This is a genomic window from Bacillus sp. CH_48 (assembly GCF_038008465.1).
GTDB lineage: Bacteria > Bacillota > Bacilli > Bacillales > Bacillaceae_G > Bacillus_A > Bacillus_A thuringiensis_S.
The window spans coordinates 3963812-3987711 of the sequence record NZ_JBBOZF010000001.1 but is presented as its reverse complement, the minus strand read 5'-3'; the positions used below and the strand labels follow the sequence as shown (position 1 = coordinate 3987711).

Below are 23900 nucleotides of genomic sequence, written 5' to 3'. Positions count from 1 at the left end.
ATGTACATTCTCGTTGCATATTATCTATTTAAAAATGCTTCTAATTCTTTTGCTAACGACTGTACTGCTTTCTTCCTTAATACATACTTTCCGTCATGTATATCAACTAACTTCGCTGCACGTAACAATTTCAAATGATGGTGTACTGTCGATTTACCAAGCTGCAATCTTTCCGTTATTTCCTGTAAAGTACGTTCTTTTTCAAACAACATTTTTACAATTCGCAATCTCGCTTCATCCCCAAGAGCCTTATGTTTTTGAACTAAAAAATAATTCGGTTCATACGAATCTTCAGGATGAATGCTTTCATTCGCAACTGGATAATGAAATACTTTCGTATCTTCAATATCTGCTTCAATATTCCACGGTCTGTACGTCATTTGCGGAATAAGAAGTACGTGATGAACACTTGGCTCTGGCATATAGTTCACTCCGCCAGTCGCCCATTCGACAAACTCTTCCGGCTTCATCTTTTTATTCATTTCATTTTTTGCTTCATAATCTCGTTTTAATATAGAAAGTATTTCTTCTTCCTCTTTCTTAATTACACTCTCATACCAACCTGTCATAACAGCAATTAAATGAGATTTCAGCACTTGGACATCAACATCACATATAAAACGAATATACGTAGAGAAAAACTGATGTTCTTGTGTCAGTTCCATTAGTTCATGTATTGCAGTTACGTTTCCACTTGCCGCTAAAGTTCTTTTTTCTTGGTACTTCTCTCCTAAAAACGGTAAACATATATACTTCAAACCTTCTTCTGAAAGTAAATCAATTTTAAAATTAAACTGCGATAAATCTTGAAAATCCTCTTCATACAATAACTGAAGCAATGCTTTCCACGTATTATGTTCTTCTACAAACTGTAAGTGTTCTCTCATCTCATCTGTTAATGATTGTCTAATTCCTTTCCATCCACTTTCAGTCTTTTCAAGAGTATCAATTAACCTTTTATGAGTAATTGCTGCAATGCCAAGTGCACATTCGAAAAGTATCGAATATTTCACCTGAACGTTGTATGTTTCCCTCTTTTTACTCTTTATGTGATAGACCTCCATTTTTATCCCCTCCTTGTTTGCTATGTATTAAATTCTATTTTTATCGAATTTTACCTTCTATTTTTTTAGAATTTACAAAAATATAAATTAAACCACATTCATTCTAAATTAAGAAGAATAAGAGCTTTTTTATATACAAATAATAAAGCTCAAGGAGTGGTTGACATGCATTTCATATTAAATATGTTAGGGATTTTCGTTGTCATATTAATCGTTTTCTTATGTTCGCCTAATAAAAAACATATAAAATGGAGACCAATTGTAATCCTCATCATATTGGAGCTTTTTATTACGTGGTTTATGTTGGGCACAAAGCTAGGCAGTATTATCATTAATAAAATTGCGTCATTTTTCAGTTGGCTACTGGCATGTGCGAATGAAGGAATTCGATTTGCATTTCCTTCCGCTATGGACAGTCCACACATTGATTTCTTCTTTAGCGCGTTACTTCCTATCATTTTTGTTATCACGTTCTTTGATATTCTTTCTTATTTCGGAATCTTAACTTGGATTATTGATAAAGTAGGTGCGGTTATTTCAAAGATTTCTCGTTTACCAAAGTTAGAAAGTTTCTTTTCCATTCAAATGATGTTTTTAGGAAACACTGAAGCACTTGCAGTTGTTCGTGATCAATTATCTGTTTTAAAAGAAAATCGTTTGTTGACTTTTGGAATTATGAGTATGAGTAGCGTTAGCGGATCCATTCTTGGCGCTTATTTATCAATGGTACCAGCTACATATATTTTCAGTGCAATCCCTTTAAACTGTATTAATGCATTAATTTTAGCCAATGTATTAAATCCTGTGGAAGTTACGAAAGAAGATGATGTCGTATATACACCTTCAAAGCATGAAAAAAAGGATTTCTTTTCTACTATTTCAAACAGTATGTTAGTTGGAATGAATATGGTTATCGTTATTTTAGCCATGGTAATTGGGTATGTAGCTTTAACAGCATGTTTAAATGGGATTTTAGGCTTTTTTGTAACGGGGTTAACAATTCAAAAAATCTTCTCCATTATCTTTAGTCCTTTTGCATTTTTACTCGGTTTATCCGGCAAAGATGCTATGTATGTAGCTGAATTAATGGGAATAAAAATTACGACGAATGAATTTGTTGCTATGATGGATTTAAAATCAAACTTAAAGTCGCTACAACCGCATACGGTTGCGGTTGCAACAACATTTCTAGCTTCTTTTGCTAACTTTAGTACAGTAGGTATGATTTACGGAACTTACAATTCATTATTTGGCGGGGAAAAATCATCAGTCATCGGTAAAAATGTTTGGAAGCTTCTTGTTAGCGGGATGGCTGTTTCTTTATTAAGCGCTATGCTTGTAGGGCTTTTTGTATGGTAAATGGATATTATACTAACAAAAGACATCTCAATTAAATTGGATGTCTTTTGTTATTCTTAGCTCCGAATTTGTCCATTTCCACGAATTACATATTTTGTGGAAGTTAATGCTGGAAGCCCCATTGGTCCTCTTACGTGTAATTTTTGCGTACTGATACCAATTTCCGCTCCGAATCCAAATTCGGATCCATCTGTAAAACGAGTCGATGCATTATGATAAAGTGCCGCGGCATCTACAGAAGTAAAAAACTTGCTGACGTTTTCCTCGTTTTCAGTAATAATCGCTTCAGAATGCATAGATCCATACGTATTTATATGATGAATCGCTTCTTCAACAGTGGAAACCACTTTCACTGCTAGTGTGAGAGATAAAAACTCTGTTTCCCAGTCTTCTTCTGTCGCAAGTAAGATAGAAGTATCAATCGCCACTGCTTTATTATCACCGCGTAGCTCTACTCCTCTTTCCTTCAAAGAAGAAAACAACTCGCTACCATATTGCTCTGCCCACTTCTCATGAAGAACAATCGTTTCAATCGCATTACATACAGATGGACGCTGTGTTTTTGCATTTATAATAATATTAAATGCCATTTGTTTATCCGCTGTTTCATCAATGAATATATGACAATTTCCCGCACCTGTTTCAAGTACTGGAACAGACGCTTCTCTCACAACAGTATCGATTAATTGTTTGCCACCTCTTGGAATAAGAACATCCAAGTACTCATTCAATGTAAACAGCTGTTTTGCACTATCTCTCGTTGTATCTTCTATGAGCTGTACACTTTCTGAAGGCAAGCTAGTTTGCTTAAGCGCCCGGTGAATAACGCTAACGATGGCTTTGTTAGAATGGATAGCAGAAGAACTACCACGTAGTATTACTGCGTTTCCTGTTTTTAAACAAATTGTAGCAGCATCAACAGTTACATTCGGTCTTGCCTCATAAATCATTCCGACAACACCAAGTGGTACGCGCATCTCCTGAATAGATAGTCCATTTGGTCGTTCCCATGCACTTACACATTCTCCAATAGGATCACGTAATTCAATTAACTGCTTAATACCCTCTGTCATATCAACAATTCGCTGTTCATTCAGCAAAAGGCGATCAAGGAGTGAATCAGAAAATCCTTTCTCCTTACCTTCTTCAATATCCCGTTTGTTTTCTTCTAAAATATAAGCTGTTTCTACTATCAACTGATTAGCAATTGCAGCAAGTGCTTCGTTTTTTTGATTTGTAGATTTTAGTACAAGTTCCCTAACAACCTCTTTTGCTTTTATCCCCTTTGCCAACACTTCATTCATTTTTATTTCCTCCTTTTTAAAGTGAAACCCAATAATCCCTATGGATGACTTCATAACTATGTCTCTCGCCTCTTACTTGAATATCTTGGCTTTGCATACCTTTTACATCTCTTAGTTCCTCTGCACTATATGTGCATTGTCCTTTTCCTATTACGCGCCCTTGTTGCGTTACAACCTCTACAACTTCACCCACTTGGAAAAATCCTGATACATTCGTAACACCAGCTGGAAGTAAACTCTTACCATGCTGAATGATGGCAGTAGCTGCCCCAGCATCTACTTCAATTTGTCCGCTAACAAGCGAATGCAAGGCAATCCATTGCTTGTTCATCTTCATTTCTTTTTGAGGAGCATTACCGACATACGTTCCATCACCCTTACCCTTCAAAACATCTACAAACTTTTCCTGTCCACGTCCCGTTCCGATAAATACACTCACACCAAGAGAGAGTGCTGTCTTTGCAGCATCGATTTTTGATTTCATACCGCCAGTCCCAAGTTTTGAGCCAGCATCTCCTGCAAGAGAAGAAATTTCTTCCGTAACTTCAGGAAGAAAATAATATTTTTTTGCATCCGCATTTTTCTGAGGATTTTTGTCATATAACCCGTTCACATCTGTAAAGATCATAAGCATATCCGCCGAAACAAGCCCGCTTACTAAAGCTGACAGCATATCATTATCACCGAACGTCAGCTCCTCTAAAGAGATGGAATCATTTTCATTAATAATTGGAAGAGCGGAACGGTTTAATAATTCTCCTAACGTAGCGTAAGCATTACTATACTGTTCTTTTCTAGAAAAATCACTTCTCGTCAACAAAAGTTGCGCAGTAACGATGCCATATTTACGGAATTCCTCCGTGTACGCCTGCATTAACAAACTTTGTCCGACAGCTGCTGCAGCCTGTTTCCCTTTAATCGTTACAGGTCTGCTAGGATATCCTAGCGCTGAAAAACCTGCAGCGACGGCTCCAGATGTAATTAACACAACCTCGTGCCCATCAGCTTTCAACCGAGCCAATGCGGCAACGTGATCTGAAAGCTGTTCTGTAGAGATGCCTCCATGACTATCTGCCAAGGAACTACTTCCAATCTTTACAACAATTCGTTGTTTTTTCACTTTTTTATCCCCCAAGTCTAAAATCAAAGTTTTTATAATTTACACTTCATTCACTTTGCAACTATATCTATTCTCATCAATGCTGCACTGAATTATTTAAGAGCAAAATAAAAATGACCGCTTCGCCCTTAATAAAATAAAAAGGACGAAACGGTCATTGTTCCGCGGTACCACCTTAATTGATATACATAGATATCCACTTGGTGCCTATAACGCAGGCGAACGCCTAAACTTTCATTTAAGACTCAGGGATAGGTTCGATACATTCTATACGAGGAATCTTTCAGCCGGTGAATTCCACTCTCTTTCGCAAGAAGACATATGTACTAATTCCCTTCAACGATTTTCGATCTAATTTTTTTATATTATGCGATATAGTTCGATTCGGTGTCAAGAGGTATCTTAAAAAATAAATAGAGCCACAAGTTACTTGTATGAAATTATCTCCCTACTGAATGAAAATACAAAATGATATAAGTTTAACTCATATTCATAAACATAAAACCTTACATTATAGTGTATATATTTACATAATGTCGAATATAATTAATTTTTATCTTTTAGTGTTGCAAAAAGGAATATATTCTCTTAGAATGTTTCTTTATATTGCACAGGGATGTTATTCTTATTCTAAGATAATAATATCAAACCGATATAATTGATTATAAAAGGAGCAAGATTGAGTTATTATGGATAAACAAATTGGATTCATCGGTTGCGGAAATATGGGAATGGCTATGATTGGCGGAATGATAAACAAAAAGATAGTGTCTTCAAATCATATTATTTGTTCAGATTTAAACACTGCTAATTTAAAAAATGCTAGTGAAAAATATGGGCTAACTACAACTACCGACAACAATAAAGTAGCTAAAAATGCTGATATTTTAATTTTATCAATCAAACCAGACCTATACGCATCAATAATTAATGAAATAAAAGAAGTAATCAAAAACGATGCTATCATCATTACGATTGCTGCTGGGAAAAGTATTGAAAGTACTGAAAATGCCTTTAATAAAAAATTAAAGGTTGTAAGAGTAATGCCTAATACTCCTGCTCTTGTTGGAGAAGGAATGTCTGCATTATGCCCTAATGAAATGGTGACAGAAAAAGATTTAGAAGATGTACTAAACATTTTCAATAGTTTTGGTCAAACAGAGATCGTAAGTGAAAAATTAATGGATGTTGTCACATCCGTAAGTGGTTCTTCACCAGCTTATGTATATATGATTATAGAAGCGATGGCAGATGCTGCTGTACTAGATGGTATGCCAAGAAATCAAGCATATAAATTCGCTGCTCAAGCTGTGTTAGGCTCTGCAAAAATGGTACTAGAAACAGGAATACATCCAGGTGAATTGAAAGATATGGTTTGTTCTCCTGGTGGAACGACAATAGAAGCTGTAGCAACATTAGAGGAAAAAGGATTACGAACAGCGATTATTTCAGCTATGCAACGTTGTACGCAAAAGTCTGTTGAACTATCTGGTCAAACTAAAAAATAAAACTATAAAAGAGATTACGTTAGCTATGAATTCACATAATTTTAATTAAAAATCCACTACATGATAAACGGCCAAACTCATATAAAATTGAGCTTGGCCGTTCCGCTTTTTAATTATATTAAAATAATTTAATTCGAATCTTCTTTAAAGGTTCTGTTTTATCCCTTACCTATTCCCTACTGTGATTGTGTAATTTTATTAGAAACTAATAATTTTTCAATGCATTTCGGTAACATATCTAATAGTGTTTCAAATGCGTAGTTTACATCTAGACGTTCTGTCCATTGATGTGCATCTTTTCCTACCGGCCCCATATTTAATACTGGAACATCAAACTCTTCTAATTCCTGAAGCGGAATTGAATAACCTTTATCCCATAATGGCATATTGTCTACAAGCGAACTCATTGAATCCAGTGGATACTGCAAGCCTACATAGCTTAAATCTGAAATCCCCCCAAAATAATTTTGGTTTTCAAATGTAATCTTATGATTGTAGTGTGCATACTTTTCCATTTCTACAACCACCTCTTTTATTAAAGGATTGTTGCGTGAACTCACAGCTGGATAGTACGGCGGAGCGAAGAAAAGTACAATCATCGGTGCCTTTTCTTTACATAAAATCGCTAATTTATCTACTAAATCAATCGTTACCGCACGATCATCTTTATCTTCTCTATTTTTTATAATATTAGATTGAATATGATTTATTTTTTCTTGTCCATGTTGCTCAATTGCATATGTGATAAGCTCTTCATACGTTAATACATTTACTTTGAGATTAGGTGGTATAAATGGATTATATTTAGAAAAACGATATGCATGTTTTTCATACGACTCTTCTATTTTCTCTGCTACTTTCGTTACTTTTTGACGTAACAATGAAACTACATCTGTCATTGATTTTTCTAATAAAAACAAATTAAATAATGTAACTGCACGATGCGGAATTTGTACAGAATAATCCTCCTTTAAGTCCCTTTGAAGTAAGTTAGTTGGCGGAGGACTCGCTTCCCCTTCTACAATATCACAAAGGTCTGTGTTTAACTCTAATTCTGCTGTTATTAATGAAGCCATATAACTCCCATTTAAGCCTGCAAAAGGTTCACCTACATGTGTCTCTTTTCCATAGCAAAGAAAACCAGGTAACACTTTACCAATAGAGCCAGTGTAAATATACTTATTTTGGTCACCAGGATGTCTTGAAAACATAGGCTCTGAGTTTAAGACCGTTTTATAATCTAAGTTATGCTCTCTAGCTAAATCTAACAGTCCCGGAACAGCGGCCCTCATCCCTACAGAATTCACTTCTTCATCTGGTACAGCCAATAAAAGAACATTCCCATCGAATCTTCCTTCACATGCTTGTTCAATCATTGCCATTTGTAATGCTAGACCGCATTTCATATCCATTGTTCCTCTACCAAACAGCCATTCCCCATGTTCTATATCTTCACGCACATGGTCTGGAAGTTCATCTTTATGAGAATAAAACATAGATGTTAACTTTTTAGGATTAAATGCATCTTCTTTCCACACTCCGTAATCTTGTACATCTACAACATCAAAGTGACTTACTAGAATTACAGTATTTTTTGTACTATCTTTTTTCTTTACTAGTGCTGTAACAAAATATCGTCCGTCCCCTGTCGGATTTTTTTGTAAATGATGCGGGTTTTCTTTGAAATACTGTAATTCAGATAATTGTTCCACAACAAAGTCTGGCAATATTACTTCAGCTTCTGAACCGGTAATACTAGGAATTTCAACAAGACTGCTTAATAATTGAATCAATTGTTCTTTTGATTGCCACTTTGACATATAAATCCCCCTATTTTTCCGCATTATGAAAACGAATTCCAGTATATGAATAAAAAATGACGACAGCTATCAAAATTATAGTTCTGATGTACTGCCGATTTTTATTGATATTTCATGAGCTGCTTGTTTTACCTTGCTAATAAGAAAAGATAGTCGATCATCATTAATACGATGACTAATTAACCCAACACTTAATGCTCCTACTACTTTATGATTAAATCCGATAATAGGTGCAGCTACTGAAGCTGTCCCTTCTGTTTTTTCACCATAACTGACAGCATATCCTTCATTTTTTATTTGCTTTATTTGATTAAGAAGAATTTGCTTTTGTTCTGGTAATGAAGAAAGTAAATGTTCTACAATATGTTCCATTTCATTCGTTTTCATATTGGCAAGCATCGTTTTATTTGCGGCACCAATTGAAAGTGGAATTTGTTCCCCTAGATTATCGATAACTCGAATTTTTAAAGGACTATCCATTCTTTCAATGATAATAGAATGTGTTCCGTTTGGAATATTTAAATAGACACTTTCCTCCACTTCAGCAGCTAAACGTTTCATCACTTCTCTTGCAACAGATCTGTAGTCTACCTTCTCCAATTGACGTAACCCTATTTCCATCCACATTGGTCCAATTTTGTACTGTTTTGTCTCTGAAATTTGTGTAACTAACCCATGCTCCATTAAAGAGTTAAGTAATCTATGTACTGTACTAACCGGGAGATGTGTTCCATCAGCTATATCAGAAATAGCCCAATACTCTTTTTCATTTGTAGAATTCAATAATTTAATAATACTTATCGCTCGATCAATGGACTGTACCATAACTCGCCTCAACTTTACTCGTAATATGTTAGTATGCTTAATTAACTATCAATTTAGCAAACATTCGAAATGAAATCAATCTATTTATTTAATTTTCTAACAATAAAAATATATCACTAATAACAAATTGAAAACGCAAACAAAAAAATATTGACTTTTCTTTTTAATTATCTGAAAATTATAACAAGATTTCACATCACGGAATACATTCCATAATACGGAAAAACATCAAACTTTATTCTATCAACTACGAAAGTGAGGAAAACAATGGCCCAAGTAAGTAATACAAACAATGAATTAAAACGAACGATGAAAAGTAGACACTTATTCATGATTGCACTCGGTGGTGTGATTGGAACGGGGTTATTTAACGGATCTGGCTTTATAATAAGTCAAGCTGGACCTGGTGGATCCGTACTTGCCTTTATGGCCGGTGGATTATTAATGTATTTCGTTATGCTATGTCTTGGTGAACTTGCTGTAGCCATGCCTGTTTCAGGTTCTTTCCAGGAATATGCCACTAAGTTCATCAATCCTGCAACTGGCTTTACAATCGGATGGTTGTATTGGTTAAGCTGGGCGAATACGACCGGTCTTGAATTTACAACTGCCGGCATTACAATGCAGCGCTGGTTTCCTGATATTCCTGTTTGGGTTTGGTGTTTAATATTTGGCGTTACAATCTTCACTATTAACGCATTATCTGCTCGTAGTTATGCAGAAACAGAATTTTGGTTTTCAAGTATAAAAGTATCTGCCATTATAGCTTTTATTATTCTTGGCGGCGCCGCTATGTTCGGTTTTATTGATTTAAAAGGCGACGAACCAGCTCCGCTATTATCAAATTTCGTAAATCATGGTGGTTTATTCCCAAATGGACTTGCCGCTATTCTTTTAACAATGGTTACAGTCAACTATTCCTTCCAAGGTACAGAACTTGTTGGAATCGCAGCAGGTGAAAGTGAAGATCCAGCAAAAACTTTACCTCGTTCTATTAGAAATATTATATGGCGCACGATGTTTTTCTTCGTCTTAGCAATCTTTGTTCTTGTTGCTTTAATTCCTTGGGAAGAAGCTGGATTAACAAAGAGCCCATTCGTTGCTGTTTTTGATAATATCGGTATTCCATATGCAGCTGATATTATGAACTTTGTTATTCTTACTGCTGTTCTTTCTGTTGCAAACTCAGGACTATACGCTGCTACTCGAATGCTTTGGTCTTTATCAAAAAACGAAATGGCTCCAGCCTTTTTAAAGAAATTATCATCACGTGGGATTCCTCTCAACGCTTTAATCATGACGATAGCTATTTCTGCTTTTTCTCTTTTGACAAGCGTAGTAGCTGCTGAAACGGTTTACTTATGGCTCATTTCAATTTCCGGAGTCATTACCATTATTGTTTGGATGTCAATTTGTGTTTCTCAATTCTTTTTCCGCAAACATTATTTAGCAGACGGTGGAAAATTAGAAGACTTAAAATTTAAAACACCACTTTATCCACTCGTACCAATTCTTGGTTTTGGATTGTATGGCATTATATTAATCAGTCTTATTTTTATCCCAGAACAACGACTTGGAATCTATTGCACTGTACCATTTATCATCTTTTGCTATACCTACTATCACTTTAAAGTTAAGAAAAGAATATCTACTAACACTCATAGTGAAAGTAAAATTAGCGAGACTATGTAATATTTGACGATACATAAAAGACCACACGTGGCGCTTCACTTCATGTATGGTCTTTTATCGTTCCTTCTTTCATTTCTCCCTACTATTGAAAGGATTATTTATAACACTTTAAGTTCTGAATTTCTCAGATGAACTATGGGTTGAAAAGTGAGCATTTCAATACCTTCCCCCCAGATTTCAAGTTTTGCCAATGATGATGTTGAAAGTGTTAATGTAGTAAATGCTACAATACTAGCAATTATGATTTTTACTGTTCATAAGTTGATGATTCAGCTTACTATTACTGTTTTGTTTTGATATATTTAATATATATTTAAAGACAGACAGGAGTTAGATACGATGATAAAAGGTTTCGGAGGAATATTTTGGAGAACTAAGAATCTTGATGTTATAAAAAAATGGTACAGTGAAGTGTTGAAACTTGATATAGAAGATTGGAATGGGACTGTGATTAAACCCCAGTTAGGAAATGAGACCATCTTTTCTTTCTTTACTGAGAATGACAATTATTTTCCAACAGAACAACAAGTAATGTTAAATTTCCAAGTATATAATCTAAACAAGACTATAAAGCATCTTGAGAATATTGGTGTACCTCTTGAAAAGAAAGAAGAAATGAGTGAATTTGGAAAGTTTATTTGGATTAAGGATCCTGAAGGTCGATTGATTGAACTTTGGGAGAAATAGGTGATTATACTTATCTACTATTAAGTTAACAGCCGCGTTAATACAACAAGGTAAATAAAAAGTCGATTCCTTTAACTCCACAGGAAATCGATTTTTTTGTGGAGTTAAAATTCTTAGCTTTGTAATTTCGCATTTTTCAAATTCTGCCCTATGGCCATCAACTTAAGAACATTAAAAAAGATGCTATTCTTACGAAAAGAATAGTGTTTTTCATTATTTTAATATGATTTCATCTGAATTTAATGAATATATCCCCTCTCCTACAAAAGTAGTAGAATATTCATTTAAACTTGCTACCTCAGTTGGATTTATCACATTTCAATTTCAATATAATAGTAAGTAGGTATATCGGATATAGATGTACATTACTAGGCTTATACATATTTCAACTTTAGAATTACATTCACTATTCAATTGGTAGTTACCAATAAAGAAAGGAATGATCATAATAATACAGAACATATACGAAACTCATTTACATGTAAAAAATTTAGAAAAAGCGATAAATTTCTATCAAAACAAGCTAGGATTAACGTTAGCAAGAAAACTCTCCAAAAGAAGAGTGGCTTTCTTTTGGGTCGGAGAAAATAAAAAACAAATGCTTGGACTATGGGAAGTAAATAATATCGAAGACTTTGAGCCGAGACATTTTGCTTTTGGTGTAAATTTAGAATCTTTAATGACTTCTAAATCTTGGTTAGAGGAACGTGGAATAGAAGTGATAGGAAGTCAAGGAAAAGGAAATCAAGAGCCAATTGTCCAAAGGTGGATGCCCGCTGCAAGTGTATACTTTCTAGATTGTGATGGAAATAAATTAGAATTCATTTCTATGTTACATGAGAATCCAGATGAATTAGAATATGCATCTTATTTAAGTGTATGGAATGCGGAACACCAAGAAAAATGAATGAAATTTCCATTCAAGTCTTTTCTTATTTTTAGATATAATGTTGTACTATCCCCCTTTTGCTATTAATTTTCGTCGGATTTATGAACAGTTATCATAATGGAGAATTCATGACAACTCCACTTATTAACATAATGTATTTACTGTCACCTTATATTTGTACTTACGTACGAGCAATTCCTAATCTGCTTCAATTATAATTTGAATCATTTAATTTTTCTTCTTATCTGGCATCTACTCTTTAAACAAAAACTCCCCTTAAATCGAAAATGATTAAGGGGAGTTTTATATACGATGCAATTATAGTTCAGATTTCACCCGAACAGAAACATTATTTTTAATTATATTTTTGACATCTTTAAAGCTAACAAAATTGTTACTTTTCTCATCCCAAAGACGGAAACGTAGTGATTGTAAGCTTGTAGCAAGCGTAATCGTTGGTACATTTTTTAAAGGAAGCGTATTATTGTGTGCCTCTTCTAGTTTATAGTTAGGTACTCTTGGGCTTAAATGGTGAACATGATGGAATCCAATATTACCCGTTAGAAATTGCAAAATTTTGGGAAGCTTATAAAAAGAACTTCCTTCCACTGCCGCTTTCACATATTCCCAATCTTTATCCTCTTCAAAATAAGAATCCTCAAATGTGTGCTGTACGTAAAACAGCCAAATCCCTACTGAACCTGCTATTAAGAATATAGTACCATGTACTAACAGAAACGATTGCCACCCAATCGCCCAGCAAAGTATAGCTACTACAGCAACGATTAAAATATTTGTTAAATAAGTGTTCATACGTTCTTTTTTTCTAGCACCTTTTCGGTTAAATCTATTTTTAAGCAGGAAAACATAAATTGGGCCTAACCCAAACATAACGAATGGATTGCGATATAAACGATATGCTAAACGGAGTCTAAATGGTGCTGCTACATATTCATCTACTGTAAGCGTCCAAATATCCCCTGTACCCCTCTTATCCAAATTACCACTCGTAGCGTGGTGAATAGAATGCTCATGCCCCCACTGATCAAATGGGAATAATGTTAAAACACCCATACACGTTCCAACTATTCTATTTGCACGTCGACTTTTAAAGAATGAATAATGGGTACAATCATGAAAAATAATGAAAATCCTTGTCATAAATCCAGCGGCTAACAGTGCTGGAACTAATGTTAACCAATAAGAAACTGACAAACTTTTATAAGCAAGGTACCATAAAATAATAAATGGCACGATTGTGTTGATCAGTTGCCAAACACTTTTTTTAATCGTTGATTTTTCAAAAGGAGCAACTTGTTTTTTTAAATTTTTAGTATTTTCTAAGGTCATTGTTCTAATTCCTTTCCTTTTTGTTGCTAATTCATATTATAGCACACTATTAGTATCAGGTGTTAAAAGTAGCTATAATAAATATTTTATACTATGAAAATCTCTTTTTTCTTACTCATTACTTACAAATTTCTTACGTCCAAAATAGCTTCTATAATTGGACAGACGGAGCATTTTATGTATCAAAAAAACTTCATATTTTTCCAATAAGTACATAAAAAACAGCGAGTTTTTTCACAAGAAGAAAAAAGCTGCAATCAGTCAGTTTCACCGACTTATCGCAGCTTCTCTTCTTTTTACCTTATTTTATCGATGAAGCCAAACTGCACCTGCAGACTTGTCTTCAGCTTGGCCTACTACTTCAAACTTCAGTCCTAGCTTCGGTAACTTACGTCCTGCATCAGGAATAACGCTGTTGATGTATTGCTTAGAATCATCAAATTTTGCCACTCCTGGTAATCCTTTATAATCAAAGATACCGCGTGTTGGTGAATTTACTTTCCATGCTGGTGTTTGATCAAATGAGAATGCCGCATCGGCAATTTGATAACGCGTACTGCTCTTCACAGTAGGTTGTCCGTTTAATGTCCCTACAATTGCCTCTGGATGAGAATCTACTACTCCTAAGAACCCTTCACCTGGATGAACGCCTACCCAGTTATCTGTAAAGCTTTGATCCGCATACCATACAACCATTCCTGTATTAAATACTGGGCCACGTGCATGTTGTAACGCAGTGTCAGAACCAGCGTAATTTCTCCACTCTACATAGTAATTATGTTTTTTCTGTTCAAATCCGTTAGACACAGTAAAGCCTTTTAACGTCATTGCTGGCTGACCTTCTGCATCATCAGAGAAAACAACTTTTCCATCTACAGTTAAGGCTGCATTATCTAACGCAAATCCTTTATAAGCTACTGCAATATCTGTTAAGTACTCAAATTGCAGTTTTACTTTTTTCCCTTTGAATTGGCTTAAATCGTATGATTTATCAACCCATTTACCATCAGTTGTATCCGCGCCGCCTTTTACATCTTTTTCGCCCATTCTATCAATGCGTGTCTTCGTTCCATCTTCTGCAATCGCATATACGTCAAGGAAATCATACTTCGCTTCAAGTTCGTAAAATGCCTTATAATCGAACTTAGCATCCTTTGCATTTGTTAAGTCAAATACTGGTGTCTCAAGTGTTGTATGAATGTCATTTCCTTTTGTACTGTAATAGAACTTCTTACCAAACGCCGATTCGATATTTTTTATATCTTTGTCCGGCAAGTTAACACGAACAATTCCAGGTCGTTTAGATTTTGTAGTACTTTGATCTACATATGTTGCAACACCGATTCCTTTGCTAAGTTTGTCATAATCTACTTCAAGAATATTCGCCCAGTTCCCCTTCATATTCTTTTGGAAAAACTCTTTATTTTGTGGCGAGAAACTCGTTGGCTCTGTTCCTGCAATTTTTCCAGCCCAGCTACCACCACTCATAATAGACCATGACTCAACAGGTTCACCTTGTCCTGAGTACTTTGTATCATATTCATCTGGTAAGCCTAAATCATGGCCATACTCATGTGCAAACACACCAACTGCTCCGTCTTCAGGCTCGATTGTATAATCATATGCAGCCATCTTTCCGCCCCAGTTCGAAACAGAAGATTTCGTGCCATCAATTGCATATGGTTTTGAACCTAGTTTTGAACGATGTGACCAAATCGCATCATCTTTCAATTTACCGCCGCCAGCTTCTTGACCAACGCCAGCATGTACAACCATTAAATGATCAATAATGCCATCTGGCTCATTTTTATTTCCATCACCATCTTGATCGTATTGATCAAATTGGTCATAGTCTGCTAAATTGATTCCTTTTGCTACCGCTGCTTTTAATGCTTCTTTCACAAAATCTTTTGGTCCTAAAGGCCCCTTGTTATCATGCCCAGTACCCGCATCAGCACCATAATCTGATGCTTTTCCTGGAACAGTAAGCCACTCTGTTACAGTCCCATCAACTGTATAGCTACCACCAGATTGTTCTTCATAATATTGCTTAAATGTGTTAATCTTCGATCCATCAAATAAAGTGAATGGTTCATCACCAAATAACATTTTTTGATAATGTTCACGATTAAAGTCCTTAGAATACATGTATCCTGGCTCTTGATCAATATTGTTATGCTTAAAATCGCTAAATTCTACAAGTAAAACAAGTACTTTATCTTTTCGAACAGCTCCATTGTATTCTTCTTGCTTCGCTGATGTAGTAGGTACTTTTCCATTTAATTTCCCTGGATTCAATGCTGCACCTTGTCCAGCTACTGGGCCTACTTCAGGCTGCTGTGCCTGTTCATTTTCCTTCATTTTTGTATCTTTTACTTTTTTCATAAAATCAGAAGCTTCTTGTGTAAGACTATCTCCTGTTAAGATTTCTTTCCCAGGGTTTTCCCCTTTCTTTTTCTCAACATATTTTTCGACAGCCTTTGACGTCTCAGCTTGTGATGCAGATTGATCAATTACCCCCCGTTGTTTTAGCGCTTCTGCCAAACGCTCCTCCGGTATTAAGTGCTCATCTATTGGTAGAGATGATGTTGGTGTCTCAGCATAAGCTGCGTGACCTCCAAAAGCAAACGTACTACTTAGTACTGCTGCTGTTGTTAATACCGCTAATGGTTTTAATTTCTTTTTCTTTTTCAATGTATTTCCTCCCCAGTGTCTGCAAATTATCGTTTTTTGCCGATAACAACATAATATTCGTTATAATACGAATATTCAATCTTTTTCAACAAATAAAATGTTGAGAAATATTTTTTTATGCAGGGTGAAATACATAAGATATAAAAACAAACAGACTCTCCTATAAATAACAGTGAACTTTTATATGTTCTTAGTTACAATTAAAATCCAGTAAATCTGGGATTCATACTTTTTTAATAAAAATAAGAATTAAATATTTTCTATACTATTTAATCTATGGATTACCATATTACTCACTATTCTCATTATTACAAGCTAATAGTGGTTCGTACATCATTATAGCGTGATTCTCTGTTACATATTGATCTTCTATTAACTGTTTCTGTTGATTATATACTTTACGTTGAATCACATTATGTCGTATATAACCGCCCCAGTATGCAGGTTGAATTGAATGTTCTTTCTCATACACTTCATATTGATAAAGTTGCGGATAGACTGTTCTCCATTCACCAACTAAATATTCATCTGTCATATAAAGATGAAGTTGATACGGTTGGTCCGTTTCATTTTTAATTTGTAAATCCAAATAGTTATAGGAACAAGTTGCTCCACTCCCAAACGGTTGAGTTCGCCTAGAATCAGGAAAGACATCAAAGCTATGACGATATCGTTCTGTTACTGTCAGTGGTGTATGTAAAGTCATCCAATATATTAAATTCGAAAGCTGACAAAGACCTCCTCCAATACCTGTTTGAAAAGATCCGTAATGTAATACCATACCTTCTACATACCCTTTTTTCCTCGTAGGCTTACCTATTAAACGCCAGTAAGAAAATGTTTCTCCTGGTCTAATGACGATACCATTTAGTTTTTTAACAGCAATTTTCAAATTAACAACCTTATTCTGTTGATACCACATATCTACATCTTTGAGCTTACGGAGTAATATCGTTCGGTGCTGAATTGCTGTACAAGGTAGCTTTTCTTGTTGGAACCTTTTTGCATATGTTTTTCCGTCTGATAACCACTGAATATACCTCTTTGTAGAGTAATACCACGTCCCTAGCATAATTCGATACTTAGAACGCTGTTTAGGACGTAAGTGCACTATATTCATTTTATTCCCTCTCTCTTTCTTCAAATAAATTCTAATATATCTCTAATTCAATAAACTACAGTTTTCTTAGCGGCATAATAATTTTTGTAAATAAAAAACGCAAAAAAATAATAAATTTACTCTAGTGGAGATTTTATTTTGAGGATTGCTTTCTAATTATATGAAACTGCGCTACAATACGATAAATTGAAATAAACACATTATAAATATAACGGATAACCTTAAATAAAAAATAATGAAAATTAAAGAAATTCTAAAGTATTAATATATTTTTCGTAAATATTAATTGATAATACATTAGACTTTACTATATGTATAAATTCTCTATTCTACAAAACGAAATTTTTTAATGTAAGAAAAGAATATAATTCCCCTTTAACATTTATACAAGTCTCCTCTGAAAAACTTTACAAAACAATCCGAGCCCTTATATTTAGAATGAACACAAAAAATTGCCACCAGTTAGCTTAACTGGTTGGCAATTTTTTAACGAGAATGCTTTACAAATAGTTGAATTGCTTCTTGTGGTACATAGCACTTTCCATTACTCTCTACAATAATACTTCCTAATTCATACCCTTTACCATTGATACGAATTATATTTTTGTTACCAAATAGTTGTGCTTCTACTTTATTATGTTTTACCACAAGTAACGGGTTTACTCCTTCGGTTTTGTCGGCTGTTACAGTTGCACCGATTTTCTTAAAGGCTTGCTCACTCTCTAAAAATATTTTATTCGTTACTTCTTCTAAGTTAAAGCCCATCGCTTTGGCCATCGTCTTCGCAATGTCTGTATTCTGGATTAAGCCTTCTGGTTTTTGAGGTCCATAAGAATATAAGAATACATCCTCACCTGTATGTCCTCCTGTCGTAAAGCCGATATTTGCACGATTAGCCAATAATGTAGTAAGGATTCGTCCTACATCCATTTTCTTTTTTTCCGCTTTTAATTTTTCTTTTTCATCATGAGTTAGATTATCCAAACCGTATAGTTTAGCTACATCTTCTACATTTGATAAATCAGATTTCAGTTTATTTATAGTTCCTTCAAGTGTCATTTTCGCCTTTTTCAATGGATCAATGTATGCAGAAACCGGTGTAGTATTGTATCCTTTTGTCGTATTCCTATTCCCTATAGAGATGCCGCTGTTACCATGATCAGTTAAAGCGATAAGCATCGTATCCCCATCTTTCTTCGCAAATTGTAACGCCTTTGCTACCGCTTCATCAAATGCCAATACATCGCTAATAATCCCAATCGGATCATTAGCATGAGCTGCCCAATCTGGCTTACTACCTTCTACGAATAAAAAAAAGCCATCTTTATCTTTTGATAATGTTTGAATTGCTTTTTCTGTCATTTGAGAAAGTGTCGGTTGTTCTGGATTTGTTGCTATACGATCCATATCAAACGCAAGAGCATGATGTGAGAAAGAGCCCCAAATTTTATTAGATTTGGAGTTCAATAACGCATCTTTCGTTTCAACAAAATCGTATCCTTTGTCTTGAATCACCTTTACTAAATTTTCACCATCTTTTCGGATTCCATTACTTTTTATAGGTAGAAGCGCCGCTTTTCCCCCGCCTAATACGACATCTATATTTTGATATACTTGCTGCTTCGCAATTACGTTAAATTGCTTGCGATTGACATGGTGAGCTGAGAATCCCGCCGGAGTAGCATGCTGAATTTCAGATGTAGCAACAATTCCCGTTGCACGACCAGTACGTTTTGCACCTTCTAATACGTTTGCGACCGGCCGTAACTTGTCCTCTTCTTTTATTGGCTTTAAGCTAGGTGAATTTACAATAGAAGGTAGTACACCTACATATCCTGAATTCGATTTATTTCCAGTTGCTAATGCTGTTGCTGCTGGCGCTGAGTCTGTAATAGCTGATTCCGCCGAAAACGTACGAACACCTCCTGCTACAATTTGATCTAACGTAAGCGGTGCCCCTTTATACCAGCGAGCCAATGTTGTCGCCGTTGAACTAGTCCCGTCCATAACCATCATAATTATATTTTTAGGCTGATGTTCTACTTTTTTCACCTTAGCTTTGGCCGCATGATAATTCATCATACTTTCCGTACTTAATACGCTTACTATTATAGCTGCCACTAATAGCAACTTTTTTATCTTCACACCATAATTCAACATGATTGTTCCTCCATAAACTTTGCATTCATTTAAATACACCTTATTTCCTTTTCCATTCCAAAACCTACATATGTTTTATTAGTTCCCAATTCTCATAAAGCTAACAATAGTTACCTTCTCTTTCTTTAATTAAATATCGGTATGTTTCATCTATCTTATAAAAAAGATTTAGCATTCTTTTCATTAATTACTTGTTTAACAATAAATCCTCGATTAAAAGAAATAAAAATTTATTGTTAAACAATAAATTTCATGTTAAATTAATAAGATATTAAATAAATGAGGTGCTTTTTATGAAACAAGGATCCACACTCTTTTTAAAGACCGTTGTGATTCTGATCGGAATCCCTGTTCTTGCTATGTGCATTTTTTTAGTCCCTAAAATAGGAAATTTCGCCGCAGAATTATATCCAGATATTGCATATATTAAATATCTTGTATTTATCAACTTATACGCAACAGCACTACCTTATTACTTCGCACTGTACCAAACATTTAAGCTTTTAAACTATATTGATAAAAACAACGCATTTTCAGAGTTATCTGTTAAAGCTTTAAAAAATATTAAGTACAGCGCATTGGCAATTAGTGTATTATATGTATTAGGTATGCCACTTTTCTATCTTGTGGCAGAGAGAGATGACGCCCCTGGCATTATTATTATCGGAATGATTATGATTTTTGCTTCAATGGTAATCGCGGTCTTTGCTGCCGTTCTCCAAAGACTATTAAAAGATGCTATAGATATAAAATCAGAAAATGATTTAACGGTCTGAGGTGAATAATATGGCAATTATCATTAATATTGATGTAATGTTAGCGAAAAGAAAAATGAGTGTAACAGAGCTTTCGGAGAAGGTTGGAATTACAATGGCTAACCTTTCTATTTTGAAAAACGGAAAAGCAAAAGCAGTTCGGTTTTCAACTTTAGAAGCAATATGTAAAGCATTAGAATGCCAACCGGGTGATATTTTAGAATATCAACCTGAAGAAACCGAATAAAAAGAGTCCTTCATACGAGAAGGACTCTTTTTATTACACATTACGGCGCAAAACTAATTTGACCAGTAAACAATAGGATAATTGCTATGATCCAAAATATAAAAAATGATGAGGACAGTATTAATGAAAGAATAGCAATTCCCTTCTTCTCTGTTCTTTTCGTCATTGTGATTATTGAAAGCATGATACCTACACCTGTCAGGGCAATTGTAATATAATCTCCAACTATATTACCTGCATTCGCTATCCTTGTTGGCGTTATAAACACGAATAGAAAACACAAAATACCGATGAGTAAAGATATATAGCTTATTATACTGTACTTCTTTTTAGGAACTATTTCTGTTTTCATACTAACCCCACCCCTTCTATATAGCTATGAGTTCATATTAACACGAATAACCATAATTTGGTTAAAACATAAAAAAGATAAAGTGGACGCTATCACTTTATCCTTCAGTTTATTTCTATCTAACAATTAACCTGGCTACTTCTTTAATAAAGATGGACGGACATTCTTTAACTCCTAGCAATTTTTATATACAGAAAATAAAATGAAATAGTTCTAAAAAATAAAGACTGTACCTTTAAAATGAAATATACAGTCTTAAATACTAACTTATTTTATAAAGAAAACTCTCTATTTATCACTACCTTAAAAAACTCCGAGTAATGTGATAAAGAATAATCCGCTACATCACAATTACCTTGAAACATACATGTTGAAATACCTAATTCTTTTGCAGGTAATAAATCTAATTCTCTATCTCCAATAGCTAAATCAATATTGTATTTTTTATGCAGATGATTATAAGCCAAAGAGTTCGGCTTTCGAGGAAAGCCATCGTCAATTGTAACCATATCTACGAAGTATTTTTCCCAGCCGTAATATTTTAAAATGGCCATAACCCCTTTCCTATGTTTATGGGTCATAATCACATTTTTATTTGCAAATTTCAAAACCTCTTCGACACCCGCAAAAGGTTCCATATCTTTTGGAGTAAATTTCCCCTTCAAAACTTTAATTTTTTCTTCCTGCTCGCATGAAATATTATAATATTGAATTGCATGAGAGTATGATATTTTTAAGTTTTTGTATATTTCTTGTTTTTCTACTGAATCACCTAATATTTCAGAAAGCATCATTGTATATGCAGGATACGTATCAAATAACGTCCCATCAAAATCCCATAAAATATTCATTCTATTCACCTTCTATTTTCAAATCATTCAATGACTAAATCCGCCCTATCCTTCGGCAATTCCATTTCTAAGTAATAATCCTCTGCTTTCCAATACCTATTTTCAAACTTTGAAAGGTTTTTCTGCGTTTTTTCACTCTCACGTAGAAACCTTGTCTCTCTTGGACAGTCCAAATAGACCATATAATGAAAGAAATCTCTCCATTCTTTTCGCTGTAGAAAGACTCCTTCAATAACAATTACGCCTACAATAGGAATCTGTACTTTTTTCATTTCACATGAGTCTGTTTCCTCTTGATAAAAAGGCAAAGTCAGTTTTGTCTCATGTTGTAACTTCTGAAAAAACTTCTGCCTCAAGTATGGAATATCCCACTGTAAACAATAATACTCATACCATTCTTCATATCCTGTATGATAGCGTTTATTACGCTCCACTATGTGATCATCAATATGAAAAATATGAAACGGAATGCCTTCTTGTTTCATATTTTCTTTTAAATTTGCTACGAATGTTGTTTTTCCAGATCGACTTAAACCATCTATACCTAAAATGAATCTATTTTCCCTATGCTTCTTCATAATCTTTATAAGTTCGTTTGTGCTCATTACTTCTTCCACTCTTCTTTTAATAAAGAATATAAAATAGTATCATGAGCAACTCCATTTTGAATCATATGTTTTCGAAGTAATCCTTCTTCTTGAAACCCTGCTTTACTTAATAATTTTTGAGAAGCTTTATTTTCTACATATACAACAGCAGCAATTCTTATAAGTTGCAATGTTTCAAACCCGTAAGCTAAAATCGCCTGTAACGCTTCCGTTGCGTACCCTTGTCCCCAATATGTATCATCTAATTCATAACCAATTTCAGCTCGTCTATGATGATTGTTAATTAAATGAAATCCACACGTCCCAATTAATTGGCCCGTCCCTTTTTTCTCGATTCCCCAGCGAAATACACTTCCTTCTTCATAACGATTTTTAAACGTTTGAATCGTTGTTTTCGCTTGCTCAATATTTTGGAAAGAATCCATTCCGAAATAACGTATAACAGATTCTTTCGAAAAATAACGGAACATCGTTTCCGCATCTAATAGTGTAAGTTCTCTTAAGAATAAACGTTCTGTTTCTAGTTTCGGAAATCCCATCTCTCTTTCTCCCTCTATTCTAATGAACTACAAATTTCAATATAATTTCCATCTGGATCAGCAATGTAAGAAATTGTTTGTCCCCACGGTTTTACAATAGGTTCAACTAAAATCTTAATACCTTGTTCTCTAAATTGCTCAATCGTTTCTTGTACATTCTCAACAACGAATCCTAATTCGAAATGAGAAGACTGTAATTCACCTTCTGTAAGCGGTAGTCCTGTTAATTCTTTCACATCTTGCCGCGTATTCATCGCTAAAATGGTAGTTCCAGTATTAAATTCAATATATGTACCGTGCTCTGCTTTTATAGGTAACTGTAAAATATCTTTATAGAATTTTAAACATTCCTCAAACTTTTCTACATATAAAATGATGTACTTCATTTTCAAATCCATTTTACATCCCCCTTTATATCTACCCCTAAAATTTCGACAAAAGTCTCATAAAAACCTTGTTCTTTGTAGTAATGAGCAAAAAAAATGAGGCCGATTTCTCGGCCCCCCAGCTTATTGGCATAAAACAGGAGATTTGGTTTGGACATAACCAGTTCGTACTTTTATTATATTTTATTTTTTCTGAATTTTAAATACATTAAACACCTATTTATATTGAGAAAGTTTTTTGCTTGCATAAAATTAAAGAGTTTAAGAAATGATACAAATGGAGGTGTATACATATGGAACCAATGCTATGTCCAAGTTGTAAAACGAACCGTACTCGCTTTAATATTCTTGAGCAACAAGTAAAACCAGTCAAATTAAATCCACAAACTGGTCAAGTAGAAGAAGAATATACAAATGACACGATGAATGCTTTTCATATGGCCTATCAAGGACCTACTTATCGCGTCCAATGCGCTGTATGTGGGCTTGTTGAAAACCCAGAACAATTTATTAAACCTGCTCAAAATCAGTCTTTCTAATAAAAACATTATTATCCCTTATAGAAATAGA

22 protein-coding genes and 1 other annotated feature are annotated in these 23900 nt (G+C 34.4%); of the genes, 8 read left to right on the top strand and 14 right to left on the bottom strand.

Translation table 11 applies throughout. The features are described from left to right. Positions 1-20 precede the first annotated feature (20 nt). Positions 21-1064 carry an ArsR/SmtB family transcription factor gene (locus N2V92_RS19990; protein WP_000454537.1) on the bottom strand — a complete coding sequence of 348 codons (1044 nt, stop codon included), beginning with the start codon at positions 1062-1064 and terminating at the stop codon, positions 21-23. A 165-nt stretch (positions 1065-1229) separates the two neighbouring features. Between N2V92_RS19990 and N2V92_RS19985 the strand changes: the two genes are divergently transcribed. Continuing rightward, positions 1230-2423, top strand: coding sequence for a NupC/NupG family nucleoside CNT transporter (locus N2V92_RS19985; RefSeq protein ID WP_042598027.1), 1194 nt, complete (start codon positions 1230-1232; stop codon positions 2421-2423). A 56-nt stretch (positions 2424-2479) separates the two neighbouring features. Here the strand turns inward: N2V92_RS19985 and N2V92_RS19980 are convergent, their stop codons facing one another. Both N2V92_RS19980 and proB read right to left on the bottom strand, forming a co-directional pair. Then, positions 2480-3727, bottom strand: coding sequence for a glutamate-5-semialdehyde dehydrogenase (locus tag N2V92_RS19980; protein ID WP_044798023.1), 1248 nt, complete (start codon positions 3725-3727; stop codon positions 2480-2482). A 16-nt stretch (positions 3728-3743) separates the two neighbouring features. After that, on the bottom strand, positions 3744-4847 hold the full coding sequence (gene proB, locus N2V92_RS19975) for a glutamate 5-kinase (RefSeq protein WP_042598170.1): 1104 nt from the start codon (positions 4845-4847) through the stop codon (positions 3744-3746). Between the two features lie 138 nt (positions 4848-4985). After that, positions 4986-5196 (bottom strand) — a binding site (T-box leader). A gap of 340 nt (positions 5197-5536) precedes the next feature. Here proB and proC point away from each other — a divergent pair. Further along, complete coding sequence (proC, locus tag N2V92_RS19970) at positions 5537-6355, top strand: pyrroline-5-carboxylate reductase (RefSeq protein WP_000360720.1); 819 nt, start codon at positions 5537-5539, stop codon at positions 6353-6355. Positions 6356-6531: 176 nt separating this feature from the next. On the opposite strand, the gene N2V92_RS19965 is transcribed toward proC, so the two are convergent. After that, positions 6532-8199 carry a M20/M25/M40 family metallo-hydrolase gene (locus N2V92_RS19965; protein ID WP_003278770.1) on the bottom strand — a complete coding sequence of 556 codons (1668 nt, stop codon included), beginning with the start codon at positions 8197-8199 and terminating at the stop codon, positions 6532-6534. A gap of 51 nt (positions 8200-8250) precedes the next feature. Next, positions 8251-9000, bottom strand: a complete 750-nt coding sequence (locus N2V92_RS19960) for an IclR family transcriptional regulator (RefSeq protein ID WP_042598171.1) — start codon at positions 8998-9000, stop codon at positions 8251-8253. 267 nt (positions 9001-9267) lie between these two features. Here N2V92_RS19960 and N2V92_RS19955 point away from each other — a divergent pair, with 267 nt between their 5' ends. The 3 genes from N2V92_RS19955 (at position 9268) to N2V92_RS19945 (ending at position 12286) form a co-directional block, all read left to right on the top strand. Continuing rightward, on the top strand, positions 9268-10692 hold the full coding sequence (locus tag N2V92_RS19955; protein ID WP_000079994.1) for an amino acid permease: 1425 nt from the start codon (positions 9268-9270) through the stop codon (positions 10690-10692). Positions 10693-11031: 339 nt separating this feature from the next. Beyond that, positions 11032-11379, top strand: coding sequence for a VOC family protein (locus N2V92_RS19950; RefSeq protein ID WP_000589588.1), 348 nt, complete (start codon positions 11032-11034; stop codon positions 11377-11379). A 448-nt stretch (positions 11380-11827) separates the two neighbouring features. Then, complete coding sequence (locus tag N2V92_RS19945) at positions 11828-12286, top strand: VOC family protein (protein WP_025989052.1); 459 nt, start codon at positions 11828-11830, stop codon at positions 12284-12286. A 300-nt stretch (positions 12287-12586) separates the two neighbouring features. On the opposite strand, the gene N2V92_RS19940 is transcribed toward N2V92_RS19945, so the two are convergent. The 4 genes from N2V92_RS19940 to N2V92_RS19925 all read right to left on the bottom strand — a co-directional run bounded on the left by N2V92_RS19940 (position 12587) and on the right by N2V92_RS19925 (position 19592). Then, the gene (locus N2V92_RS19940) at positions 12587-13618 is read right to left on the bottom strand and encodes a fatty acid desaturase (protein ID WP_000171500.1); all 1032 of its coding nucleotides are present in this window, start codon (positions 13616-13618) and stop codon (positions 12587-12589) included. A gap of 306 nt (positions 13619-13924) precedes the next feature. Further along, positions 13925-16312, bottom strand: coding sequence for an immune inhibitor A domain-containing protein (locus N2V92_RS19935; RefSeq protein ID WP_000727453.1), 2388 nt, complete (start codon positions 16310-16312; stop codon positions 13925-13927). A 289-nt stretch (positions 16313-16601) separates the two neighbouring features. Next, positions 16602-17432 carry a VanW family protein gene (locus N2V92_RS19930; RefSeq protein WP_001028246.1) on the bottom strand — a complete coding sequence of 277 codons (831 nt, stop codon included), beginning with the start codon at positions 17430-17432 and terminating at the stop codon, positions 16602-16604. Between the two features lie 486 nt (positions 17433-17918). Then, positions 17919-19592: an alkaline phosphatase gene (locus N2V92_RS19925; protein WP_000935908.1), complete on the bottom strand. Its 1674-nt coding sequence runs from the start codon at positions 19590-19592 to the stop codon at positions 17919-17921. 293 nt (positions 19593-19885) lie between these two features. Between N2V92_RS19925 and N2V92_RS19920 the strand changes: the two genes are divergently transcribed. Both N2V92_RS19920 and N2V92_RS19915 read left to right on the top strand, forming a co-directional pair. Continuing rightward, on the top strand, positions 19886-20368 hold the full coding sequence (locus N2V92_RS19920) for a DUF2975 domain-containing protein (RefSeq protein ID WP_000809121.1): 483 nt from the start codon (positions 19886-19888) through the stop codon (positions 20366-20368). 10 nt (positions 20369-20378) lie between these two features. Further along, positions 20379-20594, top strand: coding sequence for a helix-turn-helix domain-containing protein (locus N2V92_RS19915; RefSeq protein WP_000974622.1), 216 nt, complete (start codon positions 20379-20381; stop codon positions 20592-20594). A 40-nt stretch (positions 20595-20634) separates the two neighbouring features. Here the strand turns inward: N2V92_RS19915 and N2V92_RS19910 are convergent, their stop codons facing one another. From N2V92_RS19910 to N2V92_RS19890, 5 genes are all read right to left on the bottom strand, one after another. After that, complete coding sequence (locus tag N2V92_RS19910; protein ID WP_000845550.1) at positions 20635-20946, bottom strand: hypothetical protein; 312 nt, start codon at positions 20944-20946, stop codon at positions 20635-20637. 272 nt (positions 20947-21218) lie between these two features. Next, positions 21219-21797 carry an HAD-IA family hydrolase gene (locus tag N2V92_RS19905; protein WP_001024238.1) on the bottom strand — a complete coding sequence of 193 codons (579 nt, stop codon included), beginning with the start codon at positions 21795-21797 and terminating at the stop codon, positions 21219-21221. A gap of 23 nt (positions 21798-21820) precedes the next feature. After that, positions 21821-22402: a kinase gene (locus N2V92_RS19900; RefSeq protein WP_000106089.1), complete on the bottom strand. Its 582-nt coding sequence runs from the start codon at positions 22400-22402 to the stop codon at positions 21821-21823. Further along, entirely contained in the window at positions 22402-22944 is a 543-nt protein-coding gene (locus N2V92_RS19895) for a GNAT family N-acetyltransferase (protein ID WP_000506642.1), read from the bottom strand. Before N2V92_RS19895 ends, N2V92_RS19900 begins: the two co-directional genes overlap by 1 nt. A 14-nt stretch (positions 22945-22958) precedes the next feature. Then, positions 22959-23342 carry a VOC family protein gene (locus N2V92_RS19890; protein WP_000364500.1) on the bottom strand — a complete coding sequence of 128 codons (384 nt, stop codon included), beginning with the start codon at positions 23340-23342 and terminating at the stop codon, positions 22959-22961. Positions 23343-23623: 281 nt separating this feature from the next. On the opposite strand from N2V92_RS19890, the gene N2V92_RS19885 reads away from it, so the two are divergent. Then, positions 23624-23869, top strand: a complete 246-nt coding sequence (locus tag N2V92_RS19885; protein ID WP_000433605.1) for a hypothetical protein — start codon at positions 23624-23626, stop codon at positions 23867-23869. Positions 23870-23900: the final 31 nt, after the last annotated feature.